Raw genomic sequence first — 19,494 nt, 5'->3', positions numbered from 1 at the left:
CAGAGGATTGGTCAAGACCTTCCTCCTACCCATCCATCCCCAAGGCTTCAGCTTCAGCCTGGGCACGGGCCTGCTGTCGCTGCTGCTGGGCCTGGGTTCTGGCCTCCTGCGACACCACGGCGAAGGTACCATCCGGGTTCTGCTGGACGTAACCGGCAGCCATGGCGGCTTTGATGCTGGTCTCAACGCCACCGATGTTGATGACGGAGTTGGCATTCAAGCCGCCACCCATGACCGGCGAACCGGAGGAAGTGCGGGCCTGGGTGATGGTCCCCGTGGTGGACGGGGCAGGAGCAGGGTTGATCTGGAAGGACTGGGGGGACTGTTCAGGGACGAACGAAGACGCCCCATCAGTGATGGTGAGTTCAGGCATGGGTATGGTTCCGTGTGTGGGGGTGGGTTGTAAGCGGGTGGGCTAAGTGGTCGAATGCGAGTGCCGCCTCCAGCACCGACCATCCTTCTCAGGAGGCCACTTCAGTGGTGCTGCGTGATGGATACGCAGTGGAGCTGGCAGGCTTAAACCTGCCATCCCATTGGAGGACCAGATATGGTCACCAAACGCATGGATCGGGCTGCCCGTCTCGTGATGGATCTCATCCGCGAGGCCTTAGAAATCTGGCTGATGAACCAGTAACGTGACGGGCTGTTGGGGGCGGCACCCTCAAGGGTCAGGGAAGCGCCAGGAGGTCCATGCTGGGCAGCAAGGATGGACGCTTGGGGTTCATGGGGTATCCGGCCAACCGCCTCTCAGGGCCATTAGCAGACAGAAGGCGAAGGTTGGAAAGACGGCAGTCGAGGACATTGCCGTTGATGTGCTGGACCATGTGGACCTTGGGCTGTGCCCTGGTCAGCAGACGGCACAGGTAGAGACACCAAGCCCCACCATGGGCAGCCCGGTCCTCCTTGGGGAGGATGGTGTACGGCCTGCCATTCCCCGACCTGTCCCGATACCAACGGGCCTGGGACAGGGTGGGAAAGGTGGAGGCATCAACAAGGATGGTCTCAGCGTCATTGGCAATGGGCAGGTGACAAACGCCAATGGCTTGGACCATGGAGGGTCAACCTCTCGGAATGTCACTGGTCTTGCTGGGAACCAGGGTGAGGTTGGCCCTTGTCAGGTTGAAGGGGTCACCATCCTTGAAGGCAACCTGATACCCCCTCGGGGGCTTCATGATCAGGGAAGCAACAGGGACAACCCGATCATGTGGGGTATGAGCCAGGACGTTATCCCCCCGATGACCCAGGAACCATTGATTGACACAGCCACCCCACAGCAGATCATCCAGGTCTTCCTGGTTGATCTTGGCCTTCCTGTTCCACTGCCCCTTGACCTGAACAGGGACGGAGACATGGACACCGTCAGCCATGGGCCTTCCCCTGGTTCTCAGCCTTCAGGGCCTTGCGGGTCTGAAGGACAAGGTTGCATCGACGAAGGTCTTTCCGGTCGTTGTTGTGGTAACGAACGACGTACCCAGGCGGAGGGTTCATGATCAGCCGAGCCACCTTCTTGTTGTTGTTACCGGCAGCCTTGTCATTGACCATGACGTAACCAGCGGTCTTCTGGAGGTTCAGATACCAGCCACCAGTGAAGCCTTTCTCCCGGATGGCGAGGTAGTCTTCCTCGTCCACCTTGGCGAAGCCACGGTTCAGCGAGAGGGGGACAAGGACGACACGCTTCTTCCGGTCGTCAATGATGGTGGTCGGTTCAGGGGTGATGTGGGACATGGGTGTGGTTCCTATTCAAATGGTGAAATACCACCAGCCTCCTACTAGGTAGAGAGACAGGTGGTGACAGACGAAGGCAGGGGAAGAACGATGGTCATCCTCTGGAGCCACAGGGGTTCACCCTGTCCAGCAGAGGTCATGTCATCGGTTCAACATGGTTGGTTGTTGGGTGGGGAGGTACGGAGTACCACCACCTCACTGACACCCTGGTCACACTGAGGTGGAATCTTCCAAGCAACCAAAGGACAACATCAGGGAAGCATGAGGTGAACCAATGTGATCATCATGAGATACACATTGGTGTTTCATCATTCGCCCTATCTTACTGGTGCAACGTAATTCAGGGTTGCAGATAAAGGCGGGGCAATGACGTACTAAGGTTGTGGTTCCTTGGGGGTGGTGCAGGCGGTCGTAAAACCCACACCACCCCGCCACAGACGGACAGGAACCACCCTGCTTCATGTACTGGTGCAACCAAATTGCCCATGTGCCTGGGAGTCGATTTAAGGGGTGCTGGAGACTCGAAGGGGTTTGTCTGGTGGGTCAGTAGCCCACGGGGCTGCAATCGACTCCAGCGAGTCCTGAAACGCAAAAGCCCCCACCATGGAAGGCAGGGGCTTCAGTCCGATTGACCCCCTTGGGATCAGGCGAAGGATGGAACCTCCCCGCTCTCCAACAGGACAGCGAAGGCCTGTTGATCCTCGGGGGACATGAACGACAGACCAGCAGTCAGGGCACGTCCCGCCCAGGTCAGAAGGTCGGTGGTGTCCATGATGCCTCCCCGGAGGTCATTCCCGGCCTCACTGATCAGGGTGGCGATGGTGGCGGCAGCAGTGGTCTGGGTGGTCATGTCTGGGGTTCCCCTGGTTGATGTCCCCGCCTGTATGAGTCCCCATGGATTCCCGGTCAACGACAAAGATCGTTTGACTTCAACGACTTATCCAATCTCGCAACTGATGCGAGGTCGCATGAATGGCTGTCCCAGGGTCAGGCTGCCAGCCTCTTCAACAGCCTGGACACGCTCATGGGATGCCACTGCCCACCGGCAGCAGTGGGGATGCCCCGGTCGTTCAGGGCCTTGGCAATGCCGCCCATGCTGGTGATGCCCTCGGCCTGAATGGTGGCGATGACCGGCAGCAGGCTTGCGGCCCTCTGATCAGCCCCAGCAGCCCGCACCTCTGCCGACCGATCCAGGCCCCGTCCCCGCTGCTCCTCGGTCAGGTCGTACCCGCGATACCCACCCAGCTTCACCCCACGGGCCTTGGCTGCTGCAAGGGCTGCCTTGGTCCGCTGGCTGATCTTCCTGGCCTCTTCTTCGGCAATGGCAGCCTCAATGTGCAGGCGGAAGGGATCAGCCTCGGGCATGTCGCAGGCGACGAAGCGAACATCCGACTTCATCAGGGTGGCGATGAAGGCCACGTCACGGGCCAGCCGGTCCAGCTTGGCAATCAACAGGGAGGCTCCGGTCTTCCGGCAGGCGTCCAGTGCAGCGGCAAGCTGGGGCCGGTCCTGGTCTGTCTTCTTCCCGCTCTCCACCTCTACGAAGGGTGGCTTGATGGTGGTGTCTCCTTCCCGGAGGAACCGACGCACAGCCTCTTGCTGCGCCTCCAACCCCAAGCCAGAGCGCCCCTGCTTCTCCGTGGACACCCGGTAATACTCAACGTAGCTGGTCATGGCCTCACCCGTAACGTCTGCTGTCAACGTGCATTGAGGCCAAGTGTTACGCCTGATGGAGTCAGGGTGTCAAGGTCCATCCGAGGGTGCGGCATGGTCAAACCAGGGCTGCCCCAGGCGAGCGACAGGGAGGACACCCAGACGCCCACCGATAACAAGGACACCCCCCGGCCAAGGGGGAAGCCATCGCGCCGCACAGAGCGCAGGGGTCTGAGATTTTTCCACCAGTTTTAAGCCCGGCATGATTGCGATGTTTCGTGACTGGACTTATCTTGGTTGTGGATTAAAGGAGTGGGATTGAAGGGGGCAGAAAATGACTGTTAGCCTAAAGGATTTTGTAAGCCAGACCCTTGTTGACATTGTGCGAGGCATTGAGTCAGCAAAGAAAGAAATAAGTGCTGATGGCGCTCAAGCGGTTATTTCACCACCTCCAGCCAATGCTGGTGACGATAGGACGATATGCATTATTGATGATGAAAAAGGCCCCCGCCACATTATTGGACAGGTTGTCCACTTCGACCTCGCCACCCATGCCGAAGAAAGTGCTGGGGCCACGGGTGGTTTCAAAGTCGCTGTGGCTTCAGTCTTGAAGGTCGGAGCAGATGCGGAGGGAAAGACCACCGATAAAACAATCAGCCGGGTTCAGTTCAGTGTCCCGGTGGTGCTCTCCATTCCCAAGCGCAAGGGGGATTGGGAACCACTTCCATCAAGTCACACCTCTGGGTAACTCAGCATCTCCATGATCGGCCCCAAGGTCTCCATCCGGGCCTGATCCGAGGCATACCGGCCAAAGGTGATCTTGTCATGCTCATGCCCCAGGATGTCAGCAGCCAGGGCCTCCTCAACACGAAGGCTCTTGAACATGGTGGCGACGGTGTGGCGGATGGAGTGGAAGACGTACTGAGAACCGAACCCGGCCTCCTTCTTCAGGCGACCAAACCGCTTGCCGATGGCATTGGAGCGATCCCCGTACTTGTTCTCTGACAACCCGGCCATGACGTATTCGTCCTTGGCCTTCTCGCTTGCCTCGATCAGCCGGGCCATGGTGGGGACCAGCTTGGAGTGGATCGGCACCTTGCGCCACCCGGCGGGGGTCTTGGCGTCCTCCACCTCGAAGAACCCCTCCCCCACCTTCGACAGCTTCAGGGAGCAAAGCTCCTCCAGGCGGGCACCTGTCCACATCCCCAATCGGATCAGGTCGGCAAGCTGGTGGTCGTTGTCATCCTCGGCAGCCTTGAGGAGTTTCACCACATCTTCAGGAGCAAAGGCCCGGCGCTCGTTCTTGACGGCTTCCTTGACCCCTTCCTTGGGAAGGGTCAGCTTCTCGAAGGGAAGGGCATCCTCTGGGGCTGCTTCGATGGACACCAGATATGACCAGTATCCCCGCACCTCAGACAGGGAGCGGCGAACGGTAGAAACCCTCTTACCTTCCCCTTGGACCAGGGCATTGACCCACCGTTGGATGTCCTTGCGTTTCACGTCCGAGACATAAGGGAAGGTCTCAGAGAACTTGAGAACCGTGGACCGCTTCATGTCGTTGGTCTTGGTCTCCCCCGACAAGGTTGCAACCCACTCGTCCAGGTGTTCGTCCAGCCGCACCAGCTTGCCGGTGGCGATGGCATGGAACCGCTGGGCCTCCTCAACCTCGGGAAGGTCCATGGCTCCGTCTTCCCGGTAATCGACGTATCCGGCCCTCTCTATGGCCCGTTCAACGCGGGTGGTTGTCTCGTCGGCAATCAGATCAAGGACGATCTCTCGCTGTTCCTCTGGGGTCTCCCGGAGAACCTTGCGCCAGTATGCAGCATCCTGCTCGATGTGCTCCCGATTTCCCTTGCGGGCCTGCTCGATCTCGGACAGCCAACGGACCTTGAGGGGCGTTGCCCGGCGCTCGGCTGCCTTCCGGTCCTCGGTCTCCAGGCTCTGAAAGAATTGCTTGCCCTTGCCGATGATCTCCCGCACATCCTCGGGTATCTCATGGATTGCGTACCACCGACGACGCCGCTTTTCCAGGTACATAAGAACCACCTTCCCCAACACATTCCCCCCACACAATGCACTACAAGAGTGGCGGAAATCAATGGTTATGCGGCTTACATCTTGAGGTTCATCGTCTCCCCGTGGGGACGCCAATCTCTCGACACTGCTGATTTATCAATAGAAACAAGGCCATAGCAGCCTTGCGCTTTGCTGTTCCGCCAACGTTCGCCCTAAAATAAAGCCCCCCCACCAACCAGGATGGCTTATGTGGGTACAAGGGTTCGAATCGGAAGTCAGAAAGGGGGGACGCCCCCCTGATTGCCACACGGAAGGCTTTCCCACACCCGCTCAGAGCCCCCGTTCCCTGATCTTCTATAAGAATCCCCCTCCAGCCCGAAGGCCAGAGAGGGTGCTGGATTTTGTATGAGGCCGTGGCGGGAGCCCTTTTCCAGAAAGAAAACCGGCCTCTCCCCAGAAAAATTGCGCTTCTCAGCCCTGAAATCAACCGGCTATCCGCCACTGTAAGAGCCAGACCTGACGATGGTGGTCAAACCCGTTGGCGTAGAGCGGGTTAAAGCCCAATCCCACCAGAAGGGCAGCGGCAATCGGCTCAAGCAGTCCCGAGGAAGTGTGTTCGGCGCAAATGGTGGGCGCCCCGTCACCAGGGAAAAGGGCGGATCGCGATGCGACCCGCCCCTTCGCTAACATCGCCCTGTCTCAGGGTTCGGGACCGGCGAACAGGCTTTCGCTCGCCACTGTCCGGCCCCCACCTTCCAGCACGAAGGTCAGAGGCAGGCTCTTGGCCGTCACCTTTTCAGCGGGCACCGTGACATAGACGCGGAAGGTGCCGACGCTGTCTCGCCCCACTTCCAACCGAGAAGCGGTCGCGTGGGCCTCGCCCCCAACCACGTCCAAGGTGGCGCCGTCGATTCCGGCAAGCGACAGGGTGAACACCCGGTCCTCGGCCTTCATGTTCAGCACCTTGTAGACATAGCCGTTGCGGATGGAGCCGTCCGACATCTGCACGAACAGGGGCGCGCGCTCATGCAAGATGTTGACGTCGACATCGGGCCGGGACAGCAGGCGCCCCAGCATGACCGAGGCGGCGATCACCAGAATTGCGGCATAGACCAGTGTTCGCGGCCGGATCAGCCTTAGGCGCGCGGCCAGCCCCTGCCCCCTGGCCGCCAGATTGGCCGAGGAGTCGTAGGACACCAGGCCGCGCGGCAGCTTGAATCGGTCCATGACGGTGTTGCAGGCGTCGATGCACAGGCCACAGCCGATACAGGCCAGTTGGTTGCCGTTGCGGATATCGATTCCCGTGGGACAAGCCTGGACGCAGGCGGAACAATCGACGCAATGCCCGCGCCCCTGGAAATTGCCGTCGCGCGGCGCCGCTGCCCGCTGTTCGCCCCGCCACGCCTCGTAGGAGATGATCAACGAATGCTCGTCGAACATCGCCGACTGGAAGCGGGCATAGGGGCACATGTAAATGCACACCTGCTCGCGCGCATAGCCGGCAAGCAGGAAGCAAAGCCCGCCCACCACGCTGATGGTGCCGTAGGTGGCGAAGCTGGCATCGCCCGTGACGATGTCGCGGATCTGTTGGAAGGCGTCTCCGAAATACAAGGTAAATCCCACGCCGCAGGCCGCCGCGATCAGTGCCCAGGCGGCGTTGACCGCACCGACACGGGCCAGTTTGCCCAGGCTCCACGGCCGACGGTCAAACGCGAGGCGCGCATTGCGATCGCCGATGACCAGACGTTCCACGGCGACGAACAGGTCGGTATAGACGGTCTGCCAGCACAGGAAGCCGCACCACACCCGCCCGGCCAGCGCCGTCATGGCGAACAGGCTGATGGCGGCGATGAACAGCATGCCGGTGATGTAATAGACCTCCTGGGGCCAGATCTCGATGAAGAAGAAATAGGCCCGCCGACCGGTGATATCGAGAAGGATGGCCTGATCCGGCGCACCCGGCCCGCGGTCCCAGCGCAGGAAGGGCGCCAAGTGCCAATAGGCCAGAAGCAGGGCCATGGCGGCCCATTTCAGCGAACGGAACCTTCCCTTCACGGCGCGCGGATGGATCTTGGGGGAAAAAGCATAGGCGGAGGACTGCCTTGCCTCCGCCGTTTCGTTGGGCGTTTGGATGATGGACATTTCGGGGCTTTCGGATGGCGGAGCGCGCTAGCGTTTCTTCAGGACCAGGAAAAGACCCAGGCCGATGGTGATGGCCAGGACCGAAGCCAGGCCACCCAATGCCAAATAGGCATCCAGATCGAGATACATGACGAGAAACTCCCAGGATGGCTGTTCCAGGGAGGCTAGGCCCGGGCACATCGCGCCCGCACTGACAATTCTCAGTCGGCCCCGATTATTGGCCGTCGGCGATGGCCTGCAGGGCCGCCACGTCGCGGCGGAACTGGTTGGGGGCGATCTCCTCGACCAGCTTGCGGCGCTTGAAATCCGAGATCATGCGGCACGCTGTCTCGGTGGTGATGCCCAGCAGCGCGCCCACGTCGTCGCGCCCGAACAGGCGGCAGGTCGGCGCGCCGGGAAGGCCGAGAAGCAGGATCAGCCGCGCCACCCGCTGGCGCGCGCTGCCGGTGGACAGTTCGCGCGCGCATTGGTGGGATCGCAACACCATGTCGTGCCACTTGGTCATAAGCTGGCGGTGCAGCTTGGGCGACAGGCGGTCGATCACCGGCTTCGGAATGCGGCAGACCTTGGTGGGCACCAAGGCCACGGCGGCGTGTTCGTGGGCGGGAGCCAGCGTGGCTTCCAGTCCGGCCACATCGCCCTGGCCCAGCAGGCTGACGATCCGGCGCCCGCCATCGGGAAGGTATTGCTCCAACTTGACCAGCCCCTCGCGGATGGTGAACACCGCCTCGGCCGATTGGTCCTGGCCGTATAGCTCGGTGCCCGGCGCCAGCCACAAATCCTCGATCGGCAAGTGGACGGCGCTGAAATCCTCGCGCTTCAGATCGGCGAACAGGACCAGATGGCGGATGGCGCACTTCTCGCAGGTATCAAGGCCGTACCACGCCGCCTGGATCTGTGTATCGCGCATGAACTCCCTTCCGCCTGATCCAGGTCCGTCTTGCTCGGTATCTTGCCCTGGGATCATTGAGAGTAACTCGGCGCGCCAAAAAAGCCAGCCTCGGTCTGTGCCCATCCGAGTGTTCTTCACGCTTTCGTGCGGTGGCGACGCATCGATCCGCCTCGCCCGATCAGCGCCCGAAGCGGCTGAACAGATCGCGCATGAAGGCGGCGAAATCGGCGGGGTCGCTGTCGGGGCCAAGGCCGCCCATGCGGGCCTTTTGGATGAGGGCCAGGATCAGCATGGCGTCGCCGTGGCGGCCGAAGACCTTTTCGAACACCGGCTGCGGCAAGGCGAGGGCGGCCGAGGCCAGCATCAAGCCCATTTGATCCACCGACAAACCGAAATCCACCGCCAAGCGCCGCACCGTCCCGGCGCCGGTCCCCGCCATGACGCGAGACGCCCGCAGAAGTTCCGTCTGGCTGGGCCAACCCAGCATCGCCTTTGTCTCGGGCCGCAGCAGGATCGGCACGAAGGCCTCCATGCGCAAGGTGCGGCCATCTTGGCTCAGCACCTCGCCGAGACGCGCCCTGCCGTCGGCCACCAGCGGCGCGCTCGGCAACGAGGCGCCACCAACCACCGGAGCGGGCGGCGGCGGCATGGGCTCTACCTCGACCAATGGCGGAACCGAAGTCTCCACCGCTTCCACGGCCCAGCGCTCGGGCACCGAATTGCTGTTGGCGCCGCGATCCAGATAGGCGGCCAGTTCATCGGCGTCGCGGAAATCGAGGATGCGAGCGCCGAGGCTCCAGACCTCGGGCGGCGTCATGCGGGCGTATTGCGGAATGATGGGAACCTGCCAATCGTGCAGCAGATACTTGCGAATGGCGTCGTAGAGCTGATCACCGGACGACGTCACCGGCCGCATGGCCACTTGCCGACTTTCCTCGGCTCGCCCGGTCATCCAGCGGAGCATGCCGCCCCAGCCCACCTCGACCGGCTTTTGGAGACGTGGACGCGACTTGACGCCGTCGGGCCAGGGCGCGCGCCGGTCCAGCCGCATGCGGAAATGCCGCTTCGCCGCCGAACGCACGATCATGGATATCACCTGATTGACGGTCCGCCCGCAGGCCAGCGGCGCGTTGTCATTTTCCACCGGCCGGTCGCGACGGTCCACCAGCAGGGTCCGGAACCGCTTGCGCTCGCCGCGAAACGCGTTGAAACAGCGATGCAGCAAGGCGCAATCGCTCAGTGCCATTTCCAGCCTTCTGTCGCGGGGGAAGACCGCGAGGTCGGGGACCAACTCCGCCAGAACCTCCATCACGGGGCCGTTCAGGGTCAGATTGATCCGTCGTCGAGCGCGCTCGTTGAGGACGGCAGTGTTGGCGGTAAGCGCCGAAGCGGTGGTCATGGCCTTCTCCAGTCTCGGACCTCCGGGTCTCAATCCCCACCAGATCGAGGATCGGAGGATAGGGTGTTCTCCTTGGGAGATACCCTAGCAAGCCACTGCGGAACTATCTGTGAGCCCCACCACATATTGTAGTTTTATGTCTAAATGACTACTAACCGCCCCATTTGTCGTGCAGATATCCTTGGCTGCCAGGGAATTGCGAAATATGGCCCCCATCCGGTCGATTCGACACATGATCCTGTTGACTTTGCGCTGCAAAACAGACTTCTTATATCGACCATGAAACCTGTTTCACGACCTGTTTCACCGTCTTTTCCCTGCCCCTAGAGCCCGTCCATGGACACCAACCGCGTCATCATCTTCGACACCACCCTTCGCGACGGCGAGCAATCGCCCGGCGCCTCCATGAATTTGGAGGAGAAGGTTCGCATTGCCCTGGCGCTTGAAGAAATGGGCGTCGATGTGATCGAGGCGGGCTTCCCCATCGCCTCCAATGGCGATTTCGAAGCGGTGGAGGCCGTGGCCAAGGTGGTCAAGACGTCCACCATCTGCGGCTTGGCGCGGGCGACCAAGGGCGATATCGACCGCTGCGCCGAGGCCATCAGGCCCGCCGCGTCGGGCCGCATCCACACCTTCTTGTCCACCAGCCCGCTGCACATGAAGTACAAGTTGCAGATGGAGCCGGAAAAGGTTCTGGAAAAGGTCAGGGAATCGGTGGCCTATGCCCGCAAGCTGACCGACAACGTGGAATGGTCGGCCGAGGATGGGTCGCGTACCGAGCACGACTTCCTGTGCCGTTGCGTCGAGGCCGCCATCGACGCCGGCGCCACCACCATCAACATCCCCGACACCGTCGGCTACGCCATCCCGGAAGAATACGCGGCCTTGATCGCCATGCTGTTCAACCGGGTGCCCAATATGGACAAGGCCATCATCTCGGTGCATTGCCACAACGACCTGGGGCTGGCGGTGGCCAATTCCCTGGCCGCCGTGGGCAAGGGCGCCCGTCAGGTGGAATGCACCATCAACGGCCTGGGCGAACGCGCGGGCAACGCCGCCATGGAAGAGATCGTCATGGCGCTGCGCACCCGGCCCGATCTGATGCCCTACAGGACCGGCATCAAGACCGAGGCCATCACCCGGGCCTCGCGACTGGTCTCCACCATCACCGGCTTCGTGGTCCAGCCCAACAAGGCCATCGTCGGCAAGAACGCCTTCGCCCATGAATCCGGCATTCATCAGGACGGGGTGCTCAAGCACGCCCAGACCTACGAGATCATGACCCCGGAATCCGTGGGCCTGCATCGCTCGTCACTGGTGATGGGCAAGCATTCCGGCCGCGCCGCCTTCAAGGCCAAGCTGAAGGAGCTGGGCTACGATCTGGGCGACAACGCGGTGGAAGACGCCTTCAACCGCTTCAAGGATCTGGCCGACCGCAAGAAGGACGTGTTCGACGAAGATATCGTCGCCCTGGTGGACGACGCGGTGGTGCGCGGCAACGACCGCGTCAAGCTGGTGTCGCTGGAAGTGCTGTGCGGCACCAAGCACCAGCCGCCGTCCGCCACCCTGGAACTGTCCATCGACGGCGAGACCAAGGGCGTCCACGCCACCGGCGACGGTCCGGTGGATGCCACCTTCAACGCCATCAAGGCGCTGTTCCCCCATGAAGCCAAGTTGCAGCTCTATCAGGTGAGCGCGGTGACGCAAGGCACCGACGCCCAGGCAGAGGTCACCGTGCGCCTGGAAGAATGCGGCAAAAGCGTCAACGGCCAGGGGGCCGAGACCGATACGCTGGTCGCCTCGGCCAAGGCTTATGTCAACGCCTTGAACAAACTTTTGGTGAAACGGGAAAAAAGCGCACCGGACGCTCTGTCGGCGTGATATAGCACCGGGCACCTGGATTCCATTTTGAACCGCGTTGCCACAATGGCCGAGCCTGCGGCGACGTACTGAAGACGACATCGGATGTTGAGCGAGGGATTATGTTTTCGAAGCTGACCGGTTGGATGTCCGCGGATATGGCGATTGATCTGGGAACCGCCAATACGCTGGTCTACGTCAAGGGCCGAGGCATTGTCCTCAACGAGCCATCCGTGGTCGCCATCGCCGAGGAAAAGGGCAAGAAAAAAGTCCTGGCCGTCGGCGACGAAGCCAAGATGATGCTGGGCCGCACCCCCGGCTATATCCAGGCCATTCGCCCGCTGCGCGACGGCGTCATCGCCGATTTCGAAGTGGCCGAGGAGATGATCAAGCACTTCATCCGCAAGGTCCATAACCGCCGCAGCTTCGCCAGCCCGCTGGTCATCGTCTGCGTGCCGTCCGGCTCCACCGCCGTCGAACGCCGCGCCATCCAGGAATCGGCCGAAAGCGCCGGAGCCCGCCGCGTCTTCCTGATCGAGGAGCCCATGGCCGCCGCCATCGGCGCCGGACTGCCGGTCACCGAGCCCACCGGTTCCATGGTGGTCGATATCGGCGGCGGCACCACCGAGGTGGCCGTTCTGTCCCTGGGCGGCATCGTCTATTCCCGCAGCGTGCGCGTCGGCGGCGACAAGATGGACGAAGCCATCATCGCCTATATCCGCCGCAACCATAACCTGCTGGTGGGTGAAGGTTCGGCCGAGCGCATCAAGAAGGAAATCGGCTCCGCCTGCCCCCCCGAGGACGGCGAAGGCCGCACCATGGAGATCAAGGGCCGCGACCTGATGAACGGCGTGCCCAAGGAACTGATCATCTCCGAACGCCAGATCGCCGAAAGCCTGGCCGAACCGGTCGGCGCCATCATCGAGGCGGTCAAGGTCGCCCTGGAGCACACCGCTCCCGAACTGGCCGCCGACATCGTCGACAAGGGCATCGTGCTGACCGGCGGCGGCGCCTTGCTGTCCAACCTGGACTATGTGCTGCGCCACGCCACCGGCCTTCCCGTCTCCATCGCAGACGATCCGCTGTCCTGCGTGGCGCTGGGCACCGGCCGCGCCCTGGAAGAAATGCCCAAGCTGAAGAACGTGCTGACCAGCATGTACTAGCTGCGAGAAAGGCAGAGGTTTTCACCGCCTTTCTCAATCGTCATGGCCGGACGTGTTCCGGCCATCCACGCCGTTCTGCGGTAAAGCCCCCGGAAACACAGTGGTTGGCGGAGCCGCGTGGATACGCGGGACAAGCCCGCGCATGACGAAGAGATGAGGTGATATCTCTTTTGAATGAGTCGGTGTACTAATTCTAGGGCTGGGTCCGCCGGGAACCGAAACTTCTCTGGCTCCCGGTCACTAGATGTAGTAGTCTACGGGATGATTCCGCTCGACCGTCCTGAGCGGATCTCTCACAACGGAGGGTCTCGGTGAAGCAGTCGAATGCGGCAGGTCGGCTCGCTACGTTCAGGCTGCTCGTCCAGCGTTTCGCCTTCCTCTCGCTGATCGTCGCCTCCGTTGCTCTCATGATCCTCGGCAAGGCCGACATCATTCTGATCGAGCGCACCCGCGCCTTGGTGGCCGATGCGCTGGCACCGGTGCTGGACGCCATGGCGCGCCCGGCCGCCACCGTCGCCCAGGTGACTCAGAATTTCCACGAACTGACCAATCTTCGGACCGAGAACGCCCGCCTGCGTGAGGAAAACACCCGCCTGATGCATTGGCAAACGGTGGCGCGGCGCCTCGAATCCGAGAATGTGGTGCTGCACGAGAATCTGAACGTCATTCCCGAGCCCGACCCCGCTTTCGTCACCACGCGGGTGATCGGCGATATGGGCTCGGCCTTCGGCCATTCCATGCTGTTGGGGGCTGGTTCCAAGGACGGCGTGCGCAAGGGCCAGGCGGTGATGTCGGGCGAAGTGCTGGTCGGCCATGTCGCCGAGGTTGGTCTGCGTTCGTCGCGCATGCTGCTGATCACCGACATCAACGCCCGTACCCCGATCCTGGTGGAATCCACCCGCACCCGCGCCATTCTGTCGGGCGACAACACGGCGCGTCCCCGCATGACCTATGTGGCGGGCAGCCCCAATATGGCGGTGGGCGACCGGATCGTCACCGCCGCGTCGGGCGGGGCTTTCCCGCCGGGAATTCCCATCGGAGTCATTTCCTCCATCAATGATGGCGTGACACGGGTCGAGCCCTTCATCCAGCGTCATCATCTGGAATTCGTCTCGGTGGTGGATTTCGGTCTGGGCGGCATCATCCCGTTCGATCGTCCGCCGCCGCCCGAGCGCCGCCGCCGGGGCAAGGAGAAGGAAGAGTGACGCCCTCGATCTGGGTGAAGATGGACACCTGGGTCCGCCACCTGGTTCCCTTCGGCGTTACCCTCTTGCTGCTGCTGCTGACCGCCGTCCCCACCCATCTTCCCGAATTTTCCGGCATCTCGCCCATGCTGCCCTTGATGGGGGTCTATTACTGGGCCATCTACCGCCCCGATTTGCTGCCGGCCTGGCTGGCCTTCGTCATCGGCCTGCTCTACGACATCGTCAGCGGCACGCCCTTGGGGGTCAATGCCCTGGTCATGCTCTTGGTGCAGGGAACCGCCGCCTCGCAGCGCAAGTTCTTCCTGGGCAAGTCCTTCGCCGTGACATGGTGGGCCTTCGGGCTGCTGACGGCGGGCGCCATCAGCCTCGCCTGGATCCTGGTGTCGATGATTCTCAATCGGGCCATGGACCCGTCGCCGGTGATCTTCGAATATCTGATGACTCTGTGTTGCTTCCCGATCCTGACCTGGATCCTGGCGCGCACGCAGATGGCCTTCCTCAAGGACGTCTAGGGAGGGGTTGATGTATCACGACAACGACCGCTCCAAGATGTTTTCACGCCGTGCCCTGGTGTTGGGGGGCGCCAAGGCGACCCTGATCGGCGCCCTGGCCGCCCGCATGTACTACCTCCAGGTCATGGAGGCCGACAAATTTGCCATGCTGGCCGAGGACAACCGGGTCAGCACAAGATTGTTGGCGCCGCCGCGCGGGCTGATCCTGGACCGCAACGGCATCGCCATGGCGGTCAACCAGCACAATTACCGCGTCATGGTGGTTGCCGAGCGGACTCCGTCGTTGGACTACACCCTGGACGGGCTGTCGCGCCTCATCAGTATCGGCGACGCGGAGCGCGCCCGCGTCCACAAGGAAGCCCGTCGGCGGCGCAGTTTCGTGCCCATCAGCGTGCGCGAGAACCTGACTTGGGAAGAAGTCGCCCGTGTCGAGGTCAACTCGGCCGATCTGCCGGGCGTTCTGATCGATGTTGGCCAAAGCCGCTATTACCCGCTGGAAAGCCTGGGCGCCCATATCCTGGGCTATGTCTCGGCGGTGTCGGAGAACGAGCTGACCGAGGATCCGCTGGAAGAGTTGCCCGGCTTTCGCATCGGCAAGGGCGGCGTCGAACGCATCTACGACATGGCCATGCGCGGCCGCCACGGCACCAGTTCGGTGGAGGTCAACGCGGTGGGGCGCGTCATCCGCGAATTGGAGCGCAAGGAAGGCGAGCCGGGCGTCGATCTCAATCTCAGCCTGGACGTCAAGTTGCAGGAATACGCCGCCCAACGCCTGGGCGACGAAAGCGCCGCCGTGGTGGTGATGGACATCCATACCGGCGACGTCATCGTCATGGCGTCCACCCCCAGCTTCGACCCCAATTCCTTCAATCGCGGCCTGACCTCCGAGGAATGGAAGGAACTTTCCACCAATCCGCGCTCGCCGCTCAGCAACAAGGCCATCGCCGGGCAATTCGCGCCGGGGTCCACCTTCAAGCTGGTCACCGCCCTGGCGGCCCTGGAATCCCGCGATATCACCCCTGAGATGCGGGTGTTCTGCTCGGGCCACACCCAATTGGGCAGCATCAAGTTCCATTGCTGGAAGAAGGAAGGCCACGGCGGCCAGGATCTGGTCAGTGGCATCAAGAATTCCTGTGACGTCTACTTCTACGAAGTGGCGCGCCGCACCGGCTTCGAAAAGATCGCCGAAATGGCGCGGCGCTTTGGAATGGGTGGCCCAACCGGCGTCGACCTGCCCAACGAGCGTCCGGGCAATATTCCCGACAAGGCCTGGAAGAAGAAGGCGCTGAAGCAACCCTGGCATCCGGGCGAGACCCTGATCAACGCCATCGGTCAGGGCTATGTCACCGCCACTCCGATCCAGTTGGCGGTCATGACGGCGCGCATCGCCAATGGCGGTTTCGCCGTGGTCCCCCATGTCGCCCGCGATATGATCACCGAAAAGACGGCGCGGGCACGGACTAATCCCACATGGCCAAGCCTGGAAGTGTCGCGTCAGTCGCTGGCCCTGGTGCGCAAGGGCATGTTCGCCGTGTCCAACGAGCCCGGCGGCACCGCCTATCGCGCGCGCATTACCCAGGAGGGAATGTGGCTGTCGGGCAAGACCGGCTCGGCCCAGGTACGCCGCATCACCATGCGCGAGCGCGAGACCGGCGTTAAGAAAAACGATCAATTGCCGTGGAAGGAACGCGACCACGCCCTGTTCGTGGCCTATGCCCCGGAAGAGAATCCGCGCTATTCCATCGCCGTGGTGGTGGAACACGGCGGCGGCGGCTCGGCGGTGGCGGCCCCCATCGCCCGCGACATCATGGTCGAGGTGCAAAAGCGTGATCTGGCCCGCATCGCCGAGATCAGCAGCCCGTCCACCGACCTGAGGAGATTCTGATGCTGCGGCCCATGCCTCGCATGCCGTCGCGGCTCAACCGCACCGAAATGTCGGTGCGCGACAAGGTGTGGCAGATCAACTGGTCGCTGATCGCGGTGCTGTCCGCCATTGCCGGCATCGGCTTCGCCACCTTGTATTCGGCGGCCCAGGGATCGCTGGACCCTTGGGCCATGAAGCAGATCATCCGCTTCGGCATCGGCATCGCAATCATGATCGCCGTGGCCCTGGTGGATTTGCGCTTTTGGGTGCGCAACGCCTACATCTTGTACGCCGTCGCCTTCGTTCTGCTGGTCGCGGTCGAGATCAAGGGCACGGTCGGCATGGGGGCGCAGCGTTGGATCGATATCGGCTTCATCCAGTTGCAGCCCTCGGAAATCATGAAGATCGCCTTGATTTTGTCGCTGGCGCGCTATTTTCACGGCGCAGGCTATCAAGAGATCGGCCGCCCGCTATTCCTGATCCCACCGCTGATCATGGTCTTCGCGCCCGCCGCCCTGGTGCTGAAGCAGCCCGACCTGGGCACCGCCATGATGCTGGTGCTGTCGTCGGGCGCCCTGTTCTTCATGGCCGGGGTGCGCATCTGGAAATTCGTCGTGGTCATCGCCGGAGGGCTGGCCGCCATTCCGGTGGCGTGGCAGTTCCTGCGCGAATACCAGAAGAAGCGGGTTCTGATCTTCATGAATCCGGAAGACGACCCTTTGGGCGCCGGCTATCACATCACCCAGTCCAAGATCGCGTTGGGTTCCGGCGGCATGTTCGGCAAGGGCTACATGATGGGAACCCAAAGTCGGCTCAACTTCCTGCCGGAAAAGCAGACCGACTTCATCTTCACCATGTTCGCCGAGGAATGGGGAATGATGGGAGGCCTCGTCCTGCTGGGCCTCTACGGCCTATTGCTGGCGTTCGGCTACGCCATCGCCATCCGCTGCCGCAGCCAGTTCGGTCGGCTGGTGGCCCACGGCATCACCACCACCTTCTTCCTGTATTTCTTCATCAATACCGCCATGGTGATGGGATTGGTGCCGGTGGTGGGCGTGCCCTTGCCGCTGATCTCCTATGGCGGCACCGCCATGCTGTCGCTGCTGGCGGGCTGGGGGCTGGTGATGAGCGCCTATATCCACCGCGACATGCCCATCTCGCGGCGCGGCCTGGGCGAGGAATAGTCCCTAGAAGAGGTCCGCCAGTTCCACCCGCGATGCCTCGTCCATGGTGGGAAACAGTCGCTGGGCGATCCGCGAGAAGCGCTCGGGCGCATCGGTGGCGATGAGGGTGAGGCCGCCGCCGGTGTCGGCAGGAGCCTCGCATCCGGCCAGTGTTTCCACCAGCAATGTCGCGGTGGCCTGGGCGCAATCCACCAGCCGGACCTTCGGTCCCGCTAGGCGTCCCAGGGCATCGGCCAGCAACGGGAAATGAGTGCAGCCCAGCACAAGACAATCCTCGCCGCCGGAACCGTCGAACAAGGGCGCGAGATAGTGGCGCGCCACGCTTTCGACGATGGGACCGTCGGTCAGCCCCTCTTCCGCCAGGGCGACGAAGAGCGGGCATGGAATGCAGGTCACCCGACTGTCGCCACGCCAACCGGCGATGGCCCGCTCGTAAGCCATGGATTTGCAGGTGCCCTCGGTGGCCGCCACCACGATCCGCCCCGAGACGGAGGCGGCGACAGCGCCCGCCGCTCCGGCTTCGACCACCCCCAGCACAGGAAGAGACGGGAATCTCTCGGAAATGGCCTCCAGCGCCACCGCCGACGCCGTATTGCAGGCAACCACCAACGCCTTGATACCCCGACCGACAAGAAATTCCGCCGCCTGAACGGCATAGCGGGTGACCGTTCGCGGCGATTTTGTGCCATAGGGCTGGCGCGCCACATCGGCCAGATAGAGCAGTTTCTCGTCGGGCATCACGCGCCTGATGGCGGCCGCCACGGTCAATCCGCCGACACCGGAATCGAAAATACCAATGGGGTCGGCTCGTCGCATAGGAGCGGCTAAGGTTAATGCTGTATGCGGCTTGGCTTGCGACATTGGCTTCCCATCATTGGTCATATGCAAGATTGGATGTTCTGTGGCGTTGTTGCACGAAAGCCGGGGTTTAGTCGTCGCGGAGTCTTGGACAACTCAGCCACATATCCTATAAGCTTCCTCGCGTCACTTCGGAGTTAGTGGTCTAGCATCGCCGGACGGCGGAGGAAACAAGGGCCTTGGAAAAAGTCGGACCGACCAGCACTGCCGCCGCCGCCAGCGGTCTGCCGCCGTCTCGCCCGGTCCGCTGGTCGCTTGTGCGCAAGGTCACGCTGGCGCTGGTCACCATTCTTCTGTGCACCTTGCTGGTCTCCGGCTTCTTTGCCTACTACAAATTCGAGAGCGTTTACTCCTCCCTGGTGCAGTCACGCTACAGTTTCGTGGTGTTCACCATCAAGAAGCGGGTGGAGGACAACCTCAATCTGGGTCTTGCGCTGCGGCAATTGCGGCAGGTTCAGGACGTCTTGGAACGCGAGAAGACCCGCGATCCTCAGGTGATCGCCGTCGAAGTGTTCGATGCCCGCGGCGAGGTGCTGTTCGACACCGATCGCGGCGCCATCGGAAGCAAAGTCCCCCAAGACCTGATCGAGGCCATCCGCGGCGGGTCGTCCCAAGCCTTCGGCACCACCGACGAAGACAATCTCATCGTCGGCCTGCCCTTGGTCAACAATCTGGGCAAGGTGGAAGGCGGAGTGGTGCTGCGCTATCCCGCCGTCTACGTCAATCACGGCGTCACCGGCCTGTTGCTGCATTTGCTCAAGACCGGCGCCGAGGAACTGGCGGTCTTTTCAGCCCTGGCCGCGCTGGGTCTATATGTGTTGTTCGGCGGCGTCGGCCGCAAGCTTACGGGCATGGAGCATACCTTGAACGCCGTCATGGCGTCCGGTGGCTCGGCATTGCCCGGCGGCGACGGGTTCGAGACACACTTCGCCGAATTCGTCGCCAAATCCCGCGAAGCGGTCGAGCATATCCGCGACGCCACCGAGGAAGTGGGCCGATTGGACCGGCTGCAATGAGACGC

At 62.2% G+C, this 19,494-nt stretch carries 19 protein-coding genes; 8 read left to right on the top strand and 11 right to left on the bottom strand.

All coding sequences use genetic code 11. From position 1 onward, the window contains the following. Window positions 1–25 precede the first annotated feature (25 nt). From CU669_RS09235 to CU669_RS09210, 6 genes are all read right to left on the bottom strand, one after another. Window positions 26–373: a hypothetical protein gene (locus tag CU669_RS09235; protein WP_112143961.1), complete on the bottom strand. Its 348-nt coding sequence runs from the start codon at window positions 371–373 to the stop codon at window positions 26–28. 295 nt (window positions 374–668) lie between these two features. Further along, a complete protein-coding gene (locus CU669_RS09230) occupies window positions 669–1,052 on the bottom strand; it encodes an HNH endonuclease (protein WP_112143959.1) in 384 nt (127 codons plus the stop codon). 6 nt (window positions 1,053–1,058) lie between these two features. Further along, window positions 1,059–1,367 (bottom strand): hypothetical protein, encoded by a 309-nt coding sequence (locus tag CU669_RS09225; RefSeq protein WP_112143958.1) that lies wholly within the window; start codon window positions 1,365–1,367, stop codon window positions 1,059–1,061. Continuing rightward, the gene (locus CU669_RS09220; protein ID WP_112143956.1) at window positions 1,360–1,725 is read right to left on the bottom strand and encodes a hypothetical protein; all 366 of its coding nucleotides are present in this window, start codon (window positions 1,723–1,725) and stop codon (window positions 1,360–1,362) included. Before CU669_RS09220 ends, CU669_RS09225 begins: the two co-directional genes overlap by 8 nt. A gap of 643 nt (window positions 1,726–2,368) precedes the next feature. Beyond that, complete coding sequence (locus tag CU669_RS09215; protein ID WP_112143954.1) at window positions 2,369–2,575, bottom strand: hypothetical protein; 207 nt, start codon at window positions 2,573–2,575, stop codon at window positions 2,369–2,371. A gap of 137 nt (window positions 2,576–2,712) precedes the next feature. Next, entirely contained in the window at window positions 2,713–3,399 is a 687-nt protein-coding gene (locus CU669_RS09210) for a recombinase family protein (RefSeq protein WP_112143952.1), read from the bottom strand. A 313-nt stretch (window positions 3,400–3,712) separates the two neighbouring features. Here CU669_RS09210 and CU669_RS21095 point away from each other — a divergent pair, with 313 nt between their 5' ends. Next, a complete protein-coding gene (locus CU669_RS21095; protein WP_146747711.1) occupies window positions 3,713–4,126 on the top strand; it encodes a hypothetical protein in 414 nt (137 codons plus the stop codon). On the opposite strand, the gene CU669_RS09205 is transcribed toward CU669_RS21095, so the two are convergent. From CU669_RS09205 to CU669_RS09190, 4 genes are all read right to left on the bottom strand, one after another. Beyond that, window positions 4,111–5,415, bottom strand: a complete 1,305-nt coding sequence (locus tag CU669_RS09205; protein WP_112143950.1) for a tyrosine-type recombinase/integrase — start codon at window positions 5,413–5,415, stop codon at window positions 4,111–4,113. The two genes, CU669_RS21095 and CU669_RS09205, sit on opposite strands and share 16 nt — an antisense overlap. Window positions 5,416–6,093: 678 nt before the next feature. Beyond that, window positions 6,094–7,536 carry a cytochrome c oxidase accessory protein CcoG gene (ccoG, locus tag CU669_RS09200; protein WP_112143949.1) on the bottom strand — a complete coding sequence of 481 codons (1,443 nt, stop codon included), beginning with the start codon at window positions 7,534–7,536 and terminating at the stop codon, window positions 6,094–6,096. Between the two features lie 214 nt (window positions 7,537–7,750). Continuing rightward, a complete protein-coding gene (locus CU669_RS09195; protein WP_112143947.1) occupies window positions 7,751–8,446 on the bottom strand; it encodes a Crp/Fnr family transcriptional regulator in 696 nt (231 codons plus the stop codon). Between the two features lie 160 nt (window positions 8,447–8,606). Next, complete coding sequence (locus CU669_RS09190; RefSeq protein ID WP_112143946.1) at window positions 8,607–9,827, bottom strand: hypothetical protein; 1,221 nt, start codon at window positions 9,825–9,827, stop codon at window positions 8,607–8,609. Between the two features lie 336 nt (window positions 9,828–10,163). Between CU669_RS09190 and CU669_RS09185 the strand changes: the two genes are divergently transcribed. The 6 genes from CU669_RS09185 to rodA all read left to right on the top strand — a co-directional run bounded on the left by CU669_RS09185 (window position 10,164) and on the right by rodA (window position 17,615). After that, window positions 10,164–11,708, top strand: coding sequence for a 2-isopropylmalate synthase (locus CU669_RS09185; protein ID WP_112143945.1), 1,545 nt, complete (start codon window positions 10,164–10,166; stop codon window positions 11,706–11,708). A 101-nt stretch (window positions 11,709–11,809) separates the two neighbouring features. Further along, complete coding sequence (locus tag CU669_RS09180) at window positions 11,810–12,850, top strand: rod shape-determining protein (RefSeq protein WP_008618978.1); 1,041 nt, start codon at window positions 11,810–11,812, stop codon at window positions 12,848–12,850. 311 nt (window positions 12,851–13,161) lie between these two features. Then, complete coding sequence (gene mreC / locus CU669_RS09175) at window positions 13,162–14,055, top strand: rod shape-determining protein MreC (RefSeq protein WP_112143943.1); 894 nt, start codon at window positions 13,162–13,164, stop codon at window positions 14,053–14,055. Continuing rightward, entirely contained in the window at window positions 14,052–14,567 is a 516-nt protein-coding gene (gene mreD / locus CU669_RS09170; protein ID WP_112143941.1) for a rod shape-determining protein MreD, read from the top strand. The genes mreC and mreD overlap by 4 nt, the downstream gene beginning before the upstream one ends. Before the next feature lie 10 nt (window positions 14,568–14,577). Then, a complete protein-coding gene (gene mrdA / locus CU669_RS09165; protein ID WP_112143939.1) occupies window positions 14,578–16,452 on the top strand; it encodes a penicillin-binding protein 2 in 1,875 nt (624 codons plus the stop codon). Next, complete coding sequence (gene rodA / locus CU669_RS09160; protein ID WP_112143937.1) at window positions 16,452–17,615, top strand: rod shape-determining protein RodA; 1,164 nt, start codon at window positions 16,452–16,454, stop codon at window positions 17,613–17,615. Before mrdA ends, rodA begins: the two co-directional genes overlap by 1 nt. A gap of 3 nt (window positions 17,616–17,618) precedes the next feature. Here the strand turns inward: rodA and murI are convergent, their stop codons facing one another. Then, window positions 17,619–18,431, bottom strand: coding sequence for a glutamate racemase (gene murI / locus CU669_RS09155; protein ID WP_112143934.1), 813 nt, complete (start codon window positions 18,429–18,431; stop codon window positions 17,619–17,621). A gap of 221 nt (window positions 18,432–18,652) precedes the next feature. Between murI and CU669_RS09150 the strand changes: the two genes are divergently transcribed. Then, window positions 18,653–19,489, top strand: coding sequence for a hypothetical protein (locus CU669_RS09150; protein ID WP_112143933.1), 837 nt, complete (start codon window positions 18,653–18,655; stop codon window positions 19,487–19,489). Window positions 19,490–19,494 lie beyond the last annotated feature (5 nt).

It is taken from the genome of Paramagnetospirillum kuznetsovii (assembly GCF_003284725.1).
Lineage (GTDB): Bacteria > Pseudomonadota > Alphaproteobacteria > Rhodospirillales > Magnetospirillaceae > Phaeospirillum > Phaeospirillum kuznetsovii.
The sequence above is the reverse complement of the archived record's forward strand: the minus strand, read 5'-3'. Positions and strand labels throughout refer to the sequence as shown.

Bases quoted from the DNA above. Each gene is read 5' to 3' on its own strand.
- CU669_RS09220 (WP_112143956.1), bottom strand. From the start codon at position 1,725: ATGTCCCACATCACCCCTGAACCGACCACCATCATTGACGACCGGAAG.
- CU669_RS09180 (WP_008618978.1), top strand. From the start codon at position 11,810: ATGTTTTCGAAGCTGACCGGTTGGATGTCCGCGGATATGGCGATTGAT.
- CU669_RS09190 (WP_112143946.1), bottom strand. From the start codon at position 9,827: ATGACCACCGCTTCGGCGCTTACCGCCAACACTGCCGTCCTCAACGAG.
- murI (WP_112143934.1), bottom strand. From the start codon at position 18,431: ATGCGACGAGCCGACCCCATTGGTATTTTCGATTCCGGTGTCGGCGGA.
- ccoG (WP_112143949.1), bottom strand. From the start codon at position 7,536: ATGTCCATCATCCAAACGCCCAACGAAACGGCGGAGGCAAGGCAGTCC.
- CU669_RS09210 (WP_112143952.1), bottom strand. From the start codon at position 3,399: ATGACCAGCTACGTTGAGTATTACCGGGTGTCCACGGAGAAGCAGGGG.
- rodA (WP_112143937.1), top strand. From the start codon at position 16,452: ATGCTGCGGCCCATGCCTCGCATGCCGTCGCGGCTCAACCGCACCGAA.
- CU669_RS09205 (WP_112143950.1), bottom strand. From the start codon at position 5,415: ATGTACCTGGAAAAGCGGCGTCGTCGGTGGTACGCAATCCATGAGATA.
- mrdA (WP_112143939.1), top strand. From the start codon at position 14,578: ATGTATCACGACAACGACCGCTCCAAGATGTTTTCACGCCGTGCCCTG.
- CU669_RS09215 (WP_112143954.1), bottom strand. From the start codon at position 2,575: ATGACCACCCAGACCACTGCTGCCGCCACCATCGCCACCCTGATCAGT.
- CU669_RS09185 (WP_112143945.1), top strand. From the start codon at position 10,164: ATGGACACCAACCGCGTCATCATCTTCGACACCACCCTTCGCGACGGC.
- CU669_RS09195 (WP_112143947.1), bottom strand. From the start codon at position 8,446: ATGCGCGATACACAGATCCAGGCGGCGTGGTACGGCCTTGATACCTGC.
- CU669_RS21095 (WP_146747711.1), top strand. From the start codon at position 3,713: ATGACTGTTAGCCTAAAGGATTTTGTAAGCCAGACCCTTGTTGACATT.
- CU669_RS09230 (WP_112143959.1), bottom strand. From the start codon at position 1,052: ATGGTCCAAGCCATTGGCGTTTGTCACCTGCCCATTGCCAATGACGCT.
- CU669_RS09225 (WP_112143958.1), bottom strand. From the start codon at position 1,367: ATGGCTGACGGTGTCCATGTCTCCGTCCCTGTTCAGGTCAAGGGGCAG.
- CU669_RS09235 (WP_112143961.1), bottom strand. From the start codon at position 373: ATGCCTGAACTCACCATCACTGATGGGGCGTCTTCGTTCGTCCCTGAA.